9 protein-coding genes are annotated in these 14,938 nt (G+C 42.5%); 6 read left to right on the top strand and 3 right to left on the bottom strand.

Translation table 11 applies throughout. From position 1 onward, the window contains the following. Positions 1-191 precede the first annotated feature (191 nt). Positions 192-1,709 carry an MFS transporter gene (locus BWI44_RS04160; RefSeq protein ID WP_007666923.1) on the bottom strand — a complete coding sequence of 506 codons (1,518 nt, stop codon included), beginning with the start codon at positions 1,707-1,709 and terminating at the stop codon, positions 192-194. Between the two features lie 301 nt (positions 1,710-2,010). Between BWI44_RS04160 and BWI44_RS04155 the strand changes: the two genes are divergently transcribed. Together BWI44_RS04155 and BWI44_RS04150 are read left to right on the top strand one after the other, a co-directional pair. Then, positions 2,011-3,231: a glycoside hydrolase family 88/105 protein gene (locus BWI44_RS04155; protein WP_138292692.1), complete on the top strand. Its 1,221-nt coding sequence runs from the start codon at positions 2,011-2,013 to the stop codon at positions 3,229-3,231. 4 nt (positions 3,232-3,235) lie between these two features. Next, positions 3,236-4,204 (top strand): pectinesterase family protein, encoded by a 969-nt coding sequence (locus BWI44_RS04150; RefSeq protein WP_195209835.1) that lies wholly within the window; start codon positions 3,236-3,238, stop codon positions 4,202-4,204. Positions 4,205-4,295: 91 nt separating this feature from the next. Here the strand turns inward: BWI44_RS04150 and BWI44_RS04145 are convergent, their stop codons facing one another. After that, positions 4,296-4,643, bottom strand: coding sequence for a cupin domain-containing protein (locus BWI44_RS04145; protein ID WP_195209836.1), 348 nt, complete (start codon positions 4,641-4,643; stop codon positions 4,296-4,298). Positions 4,644-4,791: 148 nt separating this feature from the next. Here BWI44_RS04145 and BWI44_RS04140 point away from each other — a divergent pair, with 148 nt between their 5' ends. The 3 genes from BWI44_RS04140 (at position 4,792) to BWI44_RS04130 (ending at position 9,164) form a co-directional block, all read left to right on the top strand. Then, positions 4,792-6,558: a pectinesterase family protein gene (locus BWI44_RS04140; RefSeq protein ID WP_195209837.1), complete on the top strand. Its 1,767-nt coding sequence runs from the start codon at positions 4,792-4,794 to the stop codon at positions 6,556-6,558. 137 nt (positions 6,559-6,695) lie between these two features. Further along, entirely contained in the window at positions 6,696-8,012 is a 1,317-nt protein-coding gene (locus BWI44_RS04135; RefSeq protein ID WP_138292690.1) for an acetylxylan esterase, read from the top strand. 9 nt (positions 8,013-8,021) lie between these two features. After that, positions 8,022-9,164: a dienelactone hydrolase family protein gene (locus BWI44_RS04130; RefSeq protein WP_195209838.1), complete on the top strand. Its 1,143-nt coding sequence runs from the start codon at positions 8,022-8,024 to the stop codon at positions 9,162-9,164. Between the two features lie 61 nt (positions 9,165-9,225). Here BWI44_RS04130 and BWI44_RS04125 read toward each other — a convergent pair whose 3' ends face one another. Beyond that, positions 9,226-10,380 carry a dienelactone hydrolase family protein gene (locus BWI44_RS04125; protein WP_195209839.1) on the bottom strand — a complete coding sequence of 385 codons (1,155 nt, stop codon included), beginning with the start codon at positions 10,378-10,380 and terminating at the stop codon, positions 9,226-9,228. Between the two features lie 85 nt (positions 10,381-10,465). On the opposite strand from BWI44_RS04125, the gene BWI44_RS04120 reads away from it, so the two are divergent. Continuing rightward, positions 10,466-14,914 carry a hybrid sensor histidine kinase/response regulator transcription factor gene (locus tag BWI44_RS04120; RefSeq protein WP_195209852.1) on the top strand — a complete coding sequence of 1,483 codons (4,449 nt, stop codon included), beginning with the start codon at positions 10,466-10,468 and terminating at the stop codon, positions 14,912-14,914. Positions 14,915-14,938: the final 24 nt, after the last annotated feature.

The raw sequence follows: 14,938 nt of genomic DNA, 5'->3' as shown, positions 1-14,938 counted from the left end.
GAACCGTTTGGAGGTGTAATTTGCTAAAGTGGGCACTGAGGTTTGTGTAGTTTTGGCGGGAGAGTGCAGAAGAGAGTCGCTTCGTGAGAAGGGGCTTTTTTTGTGCCCATACTTTTTATATTATACTAAAAAAGGTGCCCATCGCTGAGCACCTTTTTCATTGTTTATTCTATTATAAACTTATAATATTATTATTCCAGTACGATAGGTTTGTATTTAGGTACCAAAGCCTTCATTACAATCCAACCGATCAGGTAAGCCACCGCACATACACAGAAAATAATGAAGTATCCTGCAGGTTTACCGGAGAAGCCCATAAATTCCATGGCAGGACGTACAAACTGTGCACCTTGTTCCAGTAAATCATGAGTCATTTCTACTTCTTTTCCATCTACTATTGTACTTCCTGATGAATATACGAAGAGATTACCTGCTACTTTCTGCAGAATCATTGAACCGAAACCACCGGCCATACCACCAATACCCGTGATACTTGCAATAGCTGCTCTTGGGAACATATCACTTACAGTAGAGAAGATATTAGCAGACCAGGATTGGTGAGCTGCACCACCGATACCGATCATGATAACCGGCAACCATGGAGAGATAGTGCCCAGAGGTTGTGCCAACAGTACTACCAGCGGGAAGAATGCGAAAATCAACATAGCACGCATACGTGCTGCATACGGGTTCAAACCGGTTCTGTTGATGATGATAGTAGGTAATTTACCACCATAGATTGAAAGCATCGTAATGGCATATAGGGTAAAGATCAGTGCAATACCCAATCCCTCGGAAGTTTTGATGCCAAATTGAGTATTCAGATAGGAAGGAGTCCAGAATAGGAAGAACCACCATACACCGTCAGTCATAAATTTACCGAAAGCGAATGCCCAGGTTTGTTTATAGCTGAAGCATTGCCAGAATTTCATCTTCTTTTCGTCTTTTTCTTCTACTACCGGAGCAGCACCTTCTTCATGCTTGTCCTGTTCGATATATTCCAGTTCGGCTTTGTTTACGTGTTTGCTTTCTGAAGGTTTAGAGTACATGAATACCCAGAAGCCCATCCAGATAAAGCCGAGACCACCAATTACAATGAAAGCCATTTCCCAACCCCATGCTTTAGCCAGCAAAGGAATAGTCAACGGAGCAACCAAAGCACCGATAGAAGCACCGGCATTAAAGATTGAAGTAGCATACGCACGGTCTTTCTTAGGGAAATACTCGGCAGTTACTTTGATAGCCGCAGGGAAGTTACCGGCCTCACCGAGTGCCAATACGCAACGGGCTGCAAGGAAGCAGTACATACTAATTGTAGCAATGGTTACCACAACATCACCGGTAGCACCCATTAATTCGGCTGCACTGTGCAGACCTACGAAGTGCTCGGTTACGATACCACAGAAAGCGTGGAGACAGGCACCTGCCGACCATACACCGATAGCCCAAAGAAATCCTTTCTTAGTTCCCATCCAGTCGATGAAGCGACCTGCAAACAACATGCAGACTGCATAAACAATAGAGAAAACAGAAGTGATTGTTCCATAGTGTGATTCGTCCCAATGGAATTCGGGTTTGATAAATTCATCCCACGTCAATGACAGCACTTGGCGGTCAAGGTAGTTTACTGTTGTCGCAAAAAATAACATGGCACAGATGGTCCACCTGTAGTTGGTCATCTTTCCCACTGCATTTTGATTTAAACTCATGATACGTTGATTTAAAATTATTAATTCTTATTTCTGGGGCCAAAAATACACATTATTTGATGTATATCAATACTTTTTTCGTCTAATTTCCTGCAATTTTTGTTCGAAATGCAAATAAATGGCAAAAAAACTCGTTATCGCGCACGAAATTGCTCGTTCTCGTACACGAAAAAATAAGATTGTAGAGGACGAAAATAAATAATGCACCATTTCGGTCGAAAAGTACACAACGTTTTAGGTGAGAACCGCTATCTTTGTCACATTACTTAATATAATCTATATACCTAAAAACAAGAATAGAATGATGAATAATCTACTTTGTAAAACTTTTGTGATGGGAGCGTTAATTTGCTCTACCCAGTTGTCTGCCCAGAAAGTTAGTGATAAGCAACCTTGGTCGGTGCGTATGGTAGAGTCAGAGATGATTCGTTGCCCAGAATCCTGGCAGTTGGATTTCCAACCCAAATTGAAATGGGACTATTGTCATGGACTGGAATTGCAGGCTATGTTGGATGTGTATGATACTTATGGAGATAAAAAGATATTCGACTATGCGTTGGCTTACGCAGACACAATGATACACAATGATGGAAGCATCGAGACTTATAAATTGCATGAATATAACATTGACCGTCTGAACTCTGGTAAATTCCTGTTTCGTATTTATGAACAGACGAAAGATGAGAAATATAAGAAAGCTATAGACCTGTTGCGTAGCCAGCTCGATACCCATCCACGCAATGAGGATGGAGGTTTCTGGCATAAGAAAGTTTATCCCAATCAGATGTGGCTGGATGGCATTTATATGGGAGCACCTTTCTATGCCGAATATGCTTTTCGTAACAACCGTGTACAGGATTATCAGGATATTGTCAATCAGTTTATTACAGTAGCCCGCCATACTTATGACCCCAAGAACGGTCTTTACCGTCATGCCTGTGACGTCAGTCGCAAGGAACGTTGGGCAGATCCTGTCACCGGACAGTCTCAGCATAGCTGGGGACGTGCTATGGGCTGGTATGCAATGGCATTTGTAGATGCGTTGGATTTTATTCCGAAACATGAAGCTGGTCGTGATTCCATGCTGATTATCTTGAACAATATTGCTGCACAGGTGAAGCGTATACAGGATCCGAAGACAGGACTGTGGTATCAGGTACTGGATAAAAGCGGTGAGAAGGGAAACTATTTGGAGTCTTCTTGTTCTACTATGTTTGTTTATGCTTTGTTTAAGGCGGTTCGTAAAGGATATATTGATAAGTCATATCTAAAAGTAGCTCTCAAAGGCTACCAGGGCATTCTTGATAACTTCATTGAAGTAGATAAAGATGGTGTGGTAACTATTACGAAAGCTTGTGCAGTTGCCGGATTAGGCGGTAAGAATTACCGTATGGGCGATTACACCTATTATATAAATGAGACAATCCGTAGCAATGATCCCAAAGCAGTAGGTCCATTTATCATGGCAAGTTTGGAATGGGAACGTTTGCAGCAAGTAAAAGAAATCGTTAATCAAAAATAGGACAATGAAACGACTGGCTTATTATTTATGCGGTATAGTTCTTCTCTTGGTGGGGATCATCCCATTGTCGGCACAGACGCAATGGAAGGATACGATTGTTGTATCCCGCGATGGTTCGGGAGACTATCGTACTTTGACAGAAGCTATGGAAGGTATCCGGGCTTTTATGGATTATAAAGTGACGGTACTGGTAAAGAATGGTACTTATAAAGAAAAAGTGGTTATCCCTTCCTGGTTGCAGAATGTAGAATTCATTGGTGAAAGCGTGGAAAACACGATTATCACGTATGATGATCACGCTAATATTAATAAAATGGGTACTTTTCGCACCTACACAGTGAAAGTGGAGGGGAATAGCATAACTTTCAAGAACCTGACTATAGAAAATAATGCTGCCAGACTGGGACAAGCTGTGGCACTCCATACGGAAGGTGATAAACTGGTATTCATAAACTGCCGTATTTTGGGTAATCAGGATACTATTTATACAGGTGCTGCTGGTACACGACTCTATTTTGCAGATTGCTATATTGATGGCACTACTGATTTTATATTTGGTCCTTCTACCGCATTGTTTGAGAATTGCGAGATACGGAGTAAAACCAATTCATACGTAACGGCAGCTTCTACGCCTAAAGATATTGCGGTGGGATATGTTTTCAAGAACTGCCGGCTGACTGCCGATCCTGGTGTGGATAAGGTATATATGGGACGTCCCTGGCGTCCGTATGCCGCTACCGTATTTATCAATTGCGAAATGGGCAAACATATCCGTCCCGAAGGTTGGCATAACTGGGGAAATGTAGAAAATGAGAAGACCGCCCGTTATGCTGAATATGGAAGTACGGGAGAAGGTGCTCCGGCAGCCGATCGTGTGAAGTGGGCGAAACAATTGACGAAAAAGGAAGCTGCACAATATGATGATCTGAGTTACATCTATAAAATGTGTAGTGATTGGAAACCTGCAAAATAACAACTTAACTTCCTGCCTGCAAGAACTTAATTCCTTGTCGACAGGAAGTTTACTTTTTGTTCGCAAGAAGTTAATTTCTTGCAGACAGGATTTAGCGCTTTAGAAAATCTGCTCTCATGGGGCTGAAACAGTCTATCAGGATACCAGCTTCAAGGCATACACAGCCATGTACTGCATCCGGTTCGATGTAAACACCGTCTCCGGTTTCTACAATTTGTTTTTCACCATTTACGGTAAATTCAAATTTACCGCTTGCCACATAAGTGGTTTGTGTATGATAGTGAGTATGTGGTGTACCGACAGCTCCTTGCTCGAATTTCACTTTTACAAGCATCACTTGTCCATCGTAACCCATGATTTGGCGTACCACTCCTTCACCTGCAGGTTCCCATACTATTTCTTTTTCAAAAATGAAGGTGTTGCTTCTTGTCTTTTCCATTTTGCCAGTCAGATTGATTATTTTACCGGCAAATATACGATTAATATTAATTTTTCTACCGATTGCGACTTTTTTTACCCTTAAAACCCTCTGTTTTTAGGTAATATTGCAGCCGGAAACTAAGAATACTATTTATATATAATGAACTATGAAACATAAGTTGACATTATTACTGGGGTTGTTTTTTCTGCTTTCTGCTTTTAAGGCTGACAAACCAGTGATTACGATTTTTATGATCGGAGACTCCACTATGGCTAATAAGTCATTGACGGGTGAAAATCCGGAACGGGGGTGGGGGCAAATGTTGCCCGGTTATCTCTCCGAGGAAATACGTGTGGATAATCATGCCGTAAACGGGCGGAGTTCCAAGAGCTTTATTGATGAAGGGCGCTGGGAGAAGGTAATCTCACAAGTGAAGAAAGGTGATTATGTATTTATCCAATTCGGTCACAATGATGAGAAGTCCGACCCAAAGCGGTATACAGCTCCGGGAAGTACTTTTGATGAAAATCTGAAACGTTTTGTAAACGAAACACGTGCTAAGGGAGGTATCCCTGTTTTGTTTAACTCCATTGTGCGCCGGAACTTCGGCACAGCAGACGGGAATGCAGTTGCTCAGGCTATCAGTCAGGATGATATACAGAAAGGTGTGAATCCGGATGCAAAGCGGGAAGCTTCGGAACAGCCGGCTGTTGCTGAAGGTGACAAGTTGATTGATACGCACGGAGCCTATCTGGACTCTCCGCGAAATGTAGCGAAAGAACTGGGTGTTGCATTTGTGGATATGAATAAGATTACGCACGACCTAGTAGAAAGCATGGGATCGGTAGACTCTAAAAAGCTGTTCATGTGGGTACCTGCCAATCAGGTTGCCGCTATACCTAAAGGACGTGAAGATAATACCCACTTGAATGTACATGGTGGCCGCATTGTAGCCGGTCTGGCTATGGATGCCATTGCTAAGAAAGTACCGGAATTAGCTAAGTATGTACGTCATTATGATTTCGTAGTGGCACAGGATGGTAGCGGAGACTTTTTCACTGTACAGGAAGCCATTGATGCTGTTCCCGATTTCCGCAAGAATATCCGTACTACGATATTGGTGCGTAAAGGTGTGTATAAAGAGAAAATTGTAGTACCCGAAAGCAAAATTAACATTTCCTTGATAGGTCAGGAGGGTGCTATACTTTCGTATGATGATTATGCGCAGAAGAAGAATTGCTTTGGTGAAGAAAAAGGAACTTCCGGTTCATCTTCCTGCTATATTTATGCTCCGGACTTTTATGCCGAGAATATTACGTTTGAGAATTCCTCGGGGCCGGTAGGACAGGCTGTAGCCTGTTTTGTAAGTGCTGATCGTGTTTTTTTCAAAAACTGTCGTTTCCTTGGTTTCCAAGATACGCTCTATACCTATGGAAAAGGTTGTCGCCAGTACTATGAAGATTGCTATATAGAAGGTACGGTCGATTTTATCTTTGGCTGGTCTACGGCTGTATTCAATCGTTGTCACATTCATAGTAAAGGTGGGGGCTATGTGACAGCACCTTCTACGGATCAAGGGCAGAAATATGGTTATGTATTTTATGATTGCCGACTGACGGCTGCTGAGGGGGTACAGGATGTTTATTTGTCGCGTCCCTGGCGTTCGTATGCGCAGGCTGTATTTATTCGTTGCAATTTAGGCAAGCATATTGCTCCTGCCGGTTGGAATAACTGGGGTAAAAAGGAAGCGGAAAAGACCGCATTCTATGCAGAATATGAAAGTACGGGTGAAGGTGCCAATCCAAAAGCACGTGTACCTTTCTCACATCAACTGAAGAATCTTAAAGGTTATGAAATAGATTCCATACTTACTGGAGAGGATGGTTGGAATCCGGTAAAAAATGGGAATGAATTATTAAGCATAAAGCGCTGACCGGCATTTGTCAAAACCGTATCATCTCCGTGTTTATAACTACGGCCTTGACACGGGCTTGACACGGAGTTGGTACGGACTTGGTAGGAAGAAGTTCTTTGCGTGTGGTAAAATAATGTGATAATACTAAAAACATAATGATGAAAAAGAGTTTGTTTATATGGCTGTTCGCCCTAATCTTTCCGCTGTCATTTGTATATGCGGAAAACTACCCGTACCGGAGTGATGTACTTTGGGTGACCGTGCCCAATCATGCTGACTGGATTTATAAGACCGGAGAGAAAGCTACGGTTGAGGTGCAATTCTATAAATACGGCATTCCGCAGGATGGCGTAACCGTTTCTTATGAAATAGGTGGTGACATGATGCCGGTGGATACTTCCGGTTCCGTTACTTTGAAGCAAGGAAAGGCGGTAATACCTGTGGGGACAATGAGAGAACCCGGTTTCCGTGATTGCCGTCTGACAGCGACTGTGGATGGAACAAGCTATAAACATCATGTGAAGGTAGGCTTTTCACCGGAAAAGATTCAACCTTACACACAGATGCCGAAAGATTTTAAAGAATTCTGGGAAAATAATAAAGCGGAAGCTGCCAAATATCCGTTGACTTATACTAAAAAGCTTGCAGAGGAGTATTGTACGGATAAGGTTGATTGTTATCTCATTAAATTAATGCTGAATAACCGTGGACAGTGCATTTATGGTTATCTTTTCTATCCTAAGAATGCAGTGAAAGGTTCTTGTCCGGTTGTACTTTGCCCTCCGGGAGCTGGAATTAAAACTATTAAGGAGCCTCTGCGCCATAAATATTATGCCGAAGAAGGATGTATCCGTTTCGAAATCGAGATACATGGCCTGAATCCGGAGATGAGTGCGGAAGAATTTAAGGAAATCAGCAATGCGTTTAATGGCAGAGAGAACGGTTATTTAAATAACGGGTTGGAGAACCGCGATAATTATTATATGAAACGTGTCTATCTGGGTTGTGTACGCAGTATCGATCTCCTGACTTCTCTGCCCGAATGGGATGGTAAAAATGTAATTGTCCAGGGCGGTAGCCAGGGAGGAGCTTTGGCACTGATTACTACCGGACTGGATAGCCGTGTAACAGCTTGCGTAGCCAATCATCCGGCATTGAGTGATATGGCAGGCTACAAGGCAGGACGTGCAGGTGGCTATCCTCATTTTTTCAGAGTAGAGGGTATGGATACTCCGGATAAGCTGAAAACGATGGCATATTATGATGTTGTGAACTTCGCCCGTATGATTAAAGTTCCTACTTATATCACTTGGGGATATAATGATGATACCTGTCCGCCTACTACCAGTTATGCTGTTTATAATGTGTTGGATTGCCCCAAGGAAGCACTGATAACTCCGATTAATGAGCACTGGACTTCTGATGCGACGGAATACGGACAGTTGAAGTGGATATTGAGACATTTGTTATAAATAATAGTTATGGTAAAAGGATTGCTATTTGGTATGATAGGGCTGGTTGTTTCGACAACCGCCCTTTCTCAACATTTACCTGCCTATGAATTAGAACGGGAAATGCCGGTCTTTTTAGATCAATTGAAAAAGGAGTTGACATATCCTATGGCTTGGGGGAATAGTCCGGTAAAGAATTTTAAGAAATGGCGTAAGCAGGCACGTGCTACAGTGCTGGATGCTATGCTTGCCCCGCCACCTTATACTACCGAGTATGAAACTGAAATATTGGCAGAAGAACAGCGTGAAGGATATCAGGCGAAGAAATTGTGTTTCAATCTGACTGGGTATTCTCGTGTGAATGCTTATGTATTGATACCTGATGGTGAAGGTCCTTTTCCGGCTGTGGTACTTCTGCACGACCATGGTGGGCATTACACAATTGGTAAAGAGAAAATGATTCGACCTTTTGGAGTAGATAAAGCTGTGCTGGATGATGCAGACGCTTGGGCAGCAAACTGTTATGGTGGGCAATATGCCGGTGATTATTTGGCTGCCCATGGTTATGTGGTTATTTCTGTTGATGCTCTTTATTGGGGTGAACGCGGGCGTAAAGAAGGGGCTGATGGTAGTAAGTATGCCGATAATGCGGGGAATTTTATGATGTTAGGACGTAGTTTGAGTGCGTTTATGAATTATGAAGATATGTATACTACGGATTATCTCGCTACCCTGCCTGAGGTAGACCCCAAGCGTATTGCCTGTATGGGATTCTCTATGGGAGGATATCGTGCTTGGATGCTTTCGGCTCTATCAGATAAAATACAGGTTGGAGCTGCAATCTGTTGGATGACCACCACTGATTGCCAGTTTTCATGGGAATATGGTCGCGAGCGAGGAGGCTTTGCTAATATGTTGCCTGGTATTCGTCGTTATTTGGATTATCCGCATATTGCTTCTATTGCTTGCCCTAAGCCTATGCTTTTTTTGAATGGAGAACATGATAAACTGTTCCCTCCGATAGGAGTCAGAGCTGCCTTTGCGGAGATGCATGAAGTGTGGGAGAGTCGTTCGGCAGGAGATAAATTAGTAACAGAATTATGGGATATGCCGCATGACTGCGGTAAGAAGGTACAGGCAAAGATTTTGGACTTCTTAAATAAGTGGTTATAATTTCTATCACTTAATATTATAGGATTATCAGTCTTGAAACATTAGCTGAAATGATGAGAGTTTATTTCAGCCATTTATCGAAAAATTCCAATGTCTCTTTCTGCATTCCCTTGTTGAAGAAGTGCTTCTCTTCCCATATTTTAGTAACCAGGCGGTCGGATGCTTTCTGACTTTGCCAAACTGTCTGCATGATGTTATATGCATCTTTCACGCCTTCTACCGGGAATAGCTTGTCCTGGCTTCCGTTGAAAAATAAAGTTGGTTTCGGGCACGCAATGCTTGCCGTATGCGGGTAGTCCAGATAGCGACGCAGGGTGGGGATCAACATGGAATAGGCTGATCCCCCTTTGTTCTGATTGTTGGTTAGTGTCATCAGATACTCAGTAGTGTTCATCCAGCAGATGGATGCGGAGGCTTTTATGCAGTCGGTGATTGCAGCGAGCATCCATGAACGATAGGCTCCCATCGAAAAGCCTACGCAACCTACTTTATTCTTATTCACACAAGGGAGTGAAGCCAGAAATTCTGCGCTTCGTACATCATCTATATGGATGAATGCTCCCCATGAACTTCCCATTTGCAGAAAATTGGAAGCTAATGCCTGTTGTCCGTCATAGCTCACTCCTTCTTTCCGTCCGCGATCTCCCCAGAATAAGGCATCAATGGAAAGTACTACATAACCGTGTTCGGCAAAATAGTCCCCTGTATATTGTCCGTCGTAGCAACGGGATGCCCAGTCGTCTGCATCTGCCATGATTTCAGTACTTACTCCGAATGGACGAACCATTTTTTCTTTACCGATGGAAAAGTGTGCACCATGATCGTGCAACATAACGACTGCCGGGAAAGGACCTTCACCGTCAGGTATTAGCAGATAGGCGGGGATGCGGCACCATTTCGATACATTAAATAGTATTTTTTGAGCTTTATATCCATTGCGTTGTTCGGTAGCGATTACTTCCATGGCATAATCAGCGGGAGCAGGGGGGAAATTCTGCATACAGTCCAATAAGGTTTCCCGTGCCTGGGTACGCCATGTCTCAAATTTACGGACGGGGGAATTGCCCCATGCCATTGGAAAGGTAAGTTGCTGTTTCAGTTGCTCATAGAAGACAGGCATGTTTTTTACAACACCATAGGCGGTGGTGTCAGTTTGTGCAATTATGCCAAGATGTCCGAAGAGAACTATTAGGAAAATGGTTGTAATGCGTTTCATGGTCAGTGGGTGTTAAAAACTAAACAAAGATACATGATTTTTCTATGAAATACGTATCTTTACCGCATAGAATAAGCCTGTTATGATGAAAAAAATCTTATATCTGATAGTTGGGTTGGTGTGTGTATTATCAGTAAAAGCACAACCGGATTGTTTCTTTACCCATTATTCGTCTGAAGACGGACTTTCTCAAAATACAGTAATGAGCATCCTGCAAGATCGCAAAGGGAATATGTGGTTTGCTACTTGGGATGGTATTAATAAGTTTAACGGTTATTCGTTTAAAACATATAAGGCACGTCTTGATAACCGTATTGTGTTGAGCCATAATCGTGTAGATTATATGGTGGAGGATAAGTATGGCTTTCTTTGGTTACAGACTTATGATAATCATGCCTATCGTTTTGATCCACGTACGGAAGCATTTGAGCGTGTTCCGGCTGAAGGTGAAGGGGGCAGTGCAGTCAATGTCACGAAGATAGAAGCCCTTTCGGGTGGCGCGGTTTGGTTGCTGACTGAAACAGAAGGCGCCATTCGCATAGATACGAATCCGGAAGATTATAGTTTAACTTCACAATGGTATTCTGCTCAATCAGGTCAATTCTCTGCCACTCGTGTTTTTGGGGTATATGAAGACCTTTTGGGTAATGAATGGATATTGTCTGATAACGGATTAGGAATGTTGACAGCTGGACAGACTACTCCGACATCTTATTTTGTAGATGCTGCTGAACGGGAAAAGAAAGGAGGACAAGCTTTTTACTCTTGTCTGGAATATAATTCGGAAATCTATTTTGGTTCGGATAACGGACGGGTGTGGTGCTATCAAAAGGAAAATGGACAATTTCAGTTGCAGAATTTGCCTGCATCTTCCCGTATTGTTTCTATCAATAGCGTGGAGGGTAATGAACTGATATTTACTACTGCGAAAGATGGTTTTTTCTCATATCAACCTAAGACGAAAGCGATAGAACATTTTCCGGCTTCCCGCTTTCCAAATGCATCTATTCACTCGGTTTATGTAGATAAGGCGTCCGAGGTCTGGTTTGAACAGCATATTCCGGGTACAGTGGTGCACTTCAATCCGCGTACACGGATCCTGAAACAAGAGAAAGTACCGGTGGAGCCTACCAGTACCGACCGATCACGTCCGGCTTTTCATATTCATGAGGATATTAATGGTGTACTGTGGGTACATCCTTATGGGGGTGGATTTTCATATTTTGATCGGAAAAGCAATAGTTTACATCCATTCTATAATAGTCTGTCAGGAAGTGACTGGCGTTTCTCTAATAAAATTCATGCAGCTTTTTCTGACCGGCAGGGTGATTTGTGGATGTGTACGCATTCTAAAGGACTGGAAAAAGTGACCTTCCGGCCATCCCAGTTTCGTGTAATGACTCCCATGCCACATGATTATGAGTCTTTGAGTAATGAAGTTCGTGCCCTTTGTGAAGATATGGACCAGAATTTATGGGTGGGTCTGAAAGATGGAAAATTACGAGTATATGATAAGAATCGTGTAGATAAAGGTTATTTGACTGAAAATGGTACAGTGTCGCACGGTGGTACACCATTGCGTGGTAATGTCTATTTCATTTTGCAGGATAGCAAACAAAATCTTTGGATTGCAACGAAAGGGGATGGTCTGGTGAAAGCCGAGAAGCAAAAAGATGGATCTCACTATAAATTGACTCGTTATCAGCATCAGGAAGAGGATATTTATAGTTTGAGTGACGACAATGTTTACTGTGTATATGAAGATAGCCACGGACGTATCTGGATAGCTACTTTTGCCGGTGGAATAAACTATATGACACGTGACCAGGGTGGAAAGGAAATTTTTGTGAACCACCGTAATAATCTGAAAGGATATCCCATTGACTATTGCTACAAAGCCCGTTTTATTACAGGAGACCATAAAGGACATATCTGGATAGGGACTACCATTGGTGCACTGATGATAGATGCCGACTTCAAGAATCCCGAAGATGTGAAGTTTCATCATTTTCTGCGTGTTCCGGATAATGAACATAGTTTGAGCAATAATGATGTGCACTGGATTGCATCGACTCGTGATCAGGAACTTTTCATTGCAACTTTTGGTGGCGGACTGAATAAACTGGTGTCATTGGACGGCAATGGTAATGCTACTTTCAAATCGTATACAGTGCAAGATGGACTCCCTTCGGATGTGCTGCTTTCCATACAGGAAGATAAGAACGGTAATTTGTGGTTGAGTTCTGAGAATGGCATAAGCAAATTTATTCCTTCTGAAGAGACGTTTGAAAACTATGCAGATAAAGAGATTTTCTTCCGTGCACGTTTCAGTGAGGCCGCTTCGGAATACACGGCTTCGGGGAATATACTTTTCGGAGCCAATACAGGTATCTTTTACTTTAATCCGGATTCTATTTGTAAAAGTAACTATGTGCCGCCGATTGTATTATCCAAATTATTGATAGCCAATGAGGATGTACAACCGGGACAGGGTTCTGTTCTGAAACAAGGTTTGGATGATACGAGAGAACTGGTATTATCCCATCGGGAGAATATTTTCACAATTCAGTTCGCTGCACTTGATTATTCTGCACCTTCTGAAATTCAGTATGCTTATATTCTGGAAGGTTTTGAAAAAGCCTGGAATTTTGTTGGTAAGCAGCGTACTGCCACTTATACCAACTTACCGAAAGGACACTATATTTTTAAAGTTCGTTCGACTAATGGGGATGGGGTGTGGACAGAAAATACGCGCATACTGAATATTGAGATTCTTCCTTCTTTCTGGGAAACTCCATTTGCCTACTTCCTGTATGTGCTGTTCGTTATACTGATTATTGTGACGGCTGTTTATATTCTGTTCACTATTTATCGTCTGAAACATGAAGTATCTGTAGAGCAACAAATGACAGATATGAAGCTGCGCTTTTTTACTGATATCTCCCACGAACTGCGTACTCCGTTGACTTTGATCTCGGGGCCTGTGGAATACGTTCTGGCAAATACGAAACTTCCGGCTGATGCACGTGAGCAATTGCAGGTGGTGGAACGGAATACAAATCGGATGTTGAGGCTTATCAATCAGATCTTGGACTTCCGGAAGATACAGAACCGGAAGATGAAGATGCAGGTGCAACGCATAAATGTAGTTGCTTTTACCCGTAAAATCATGGAAAACTTTGAGTCGGTTGCCGAAGAACATCAGATAGACTTCCTGTTTGAAACAGAGAAGGAGGAATTATATTTGTGGGTGGATGTTGATAAGTTTGAGAAAATAGTATTCAATCTGCTTTCTAATGCCTTTAAGTACACTCCAAACGGGAAGATGATTACTGTTTTAGTGCGTGAAGATGAAGAAACGGTTTCCGTAGGTGTGGAAGATCAGGGAATAGGCATTGCGGATAATAAGAAAAAATCCTTGTTTGTCCGTTTTGAGAATTTGGTAGACCGTAACTTGTTTAATCAATCCAGCACAGGCATTGGTTTGTCATTAGTAAAAGAGTTGGTGGAGATGCACAAGGCAGTTATTACTGTTGACAGTAAACTGGGTGAGGGTAGTTGCTTTAAAGTCGATTTTCTGAAAGGAAAAGAGCATTATGATGAAACAGTGGAATTCTTACAGGATGATACTACTGTGGGTATGGGAGTTGCAGAACAAGTGACGGACATACTTAGTGAAGTTCCCAATCAGTCGGAAGAGGAAATCCTTCCGGATGAGGCCGGAGAAGATACAGATGCTAAAGGGACGATGCTGCTTGTGGAAGATAATTCAGAACTCCGTCTGTTCTTGCGCAGTATCTTTGCTTCCGAATATAGGATTGTGGAAGCGGTAGATGGTATGCAGGGGTGGAGTAAAGCCTTGAAATTCTTACCGGATATTATCATCAGTGATGTGATGATGCCCGAAAAGGATGGTATAGCTATGACTCGTGAATTGCGTGCAGACATGACGACCAGCCATATTCCTATTGTATTGTTGACAGCTAAGACTTCTATTGAGAGCAAACTGGAAGGCTTGGAGTATGGAGCTGATGACTATATTACCAAACCGTTCAGTGCCACTTATCTGAAAGCGCGTGTAAAGAATCTGCTGACTCAACGTCAGAAGCTGCAGGGCATCTATCGCAATAACTTAATGACTGGAACTCTTGCTACTACTTCCGAAGAAGAAACAGTGGAAGAAAAAGGCCCTGAAATGTCTCCTAACGACCGTAAGTTTATGGATAAACTGGTAGATCTGATGGAAAAGAATATGGATAATGGTGAATTGGTGGTAGATGATCTGGTACAAGAGTTGGCTGTCAGCCGTTCTGTATTCTTCAAAAAGCTGAAGACACTGACCGGATTGGCTCCTATTGAGTTTATCAAAGAAATGCGTATTAAACGCGCTGTCCAGCTTATTGAGACGGGAGAGTATTCCATGACTCAGATTGCTTATATGGTGGGCATTAATGATCCGCGTTATTTCAGTAAGTGCTTTAAACAGAAGATGGGAATGACACCTACTGAGTATAGAGATAAGGGGAAAAAATAAACAACAGAGAGGGCGTAAAGCCCC

The sequence above is a fragment of the Bacteroides sp. Phil13 genome (assembly GCF_001940965.1).
GTDB lineage: Bacteria > Bacteroidota > Bacteroidia > Bacteroidales > Bacteroidaceae > Bacteroides > Bacteroides intestinalis.
Note: the sequence above shows the minus strand (reverse complement) of the source record. Positions and strands in the feature narration are given on the sequence as shown.

What these genes read in the sequence shown, in the direction of transcription:
- BWI44_RS04140 (WP_195209837.1), top strand. Translation starts at nt 4,792, where the DNA reads ATGAAACATAAGTTGACATTATTACTGGGGTTGTTTTTTCTGCTTTCT.
- BWI44_RS04130 (WP_195209838.1), top strand. Translation starts at nt 8,022, where the DNA reads ATGGTAAAAGGATTGCTATTTGGTATGATAGGGCTGGTTGTTTCGACA.
- BWI44_RS04145 (WP_195209836.1), bottom strand. Translation starts at nt 4,643, where the DNA reads ATGGAAAAGACAAGAAGCAACACCTTCATTTTTGAAAAAGAAATAGTA.
- BWI44_RS04135 (WP_138292690.1), top strand. Translation starts at nt 6,696, where the DNA reads ATGATGAAAAAGAGTTTGTTTATATGGCTGTTCGCCCTAATCTTTCCG.
- BWI44_RS04150 (WP_195209835.1), top strand. Translation starts at nt 3,236, where the DNA reads ATGAAACGACTGGCTTATTATTTATGCGGTATAGTTCTTCTCTTGGTG.
- BWI44_RS04155 (WP_138292692.1), top strand. Translation starts at nt 2,011, where the DNA reads ATGATGAATAATCTACTTTGTAAAACTTTTGTGATGGGAGCGTTAATT.
- BWI44_RS04160 (WP_007666923.1), bottom strand. Translation starts at nt 1,709, where the DNA reads ATGAGTTTAAATCAAAATGCAGTGGGAAAGATGACCAACTACAGGTGG.
- BWI44_RS04125 (WP_195209839.1), bottom strand. Translation starts at nt 10,380, where the DNA reads ATGAAACGCATTACAACCATTTTCCTAATAGTTCTCTTCGGACATCTT.
- BWI44_RS04120 (WP_195209852.1), top strand. Translation starts at nt 10,466, where the DNA reads ATGAAAAAAATCTTATATCTGATAGTTGGGTTGGTGTGTGTATTATCA.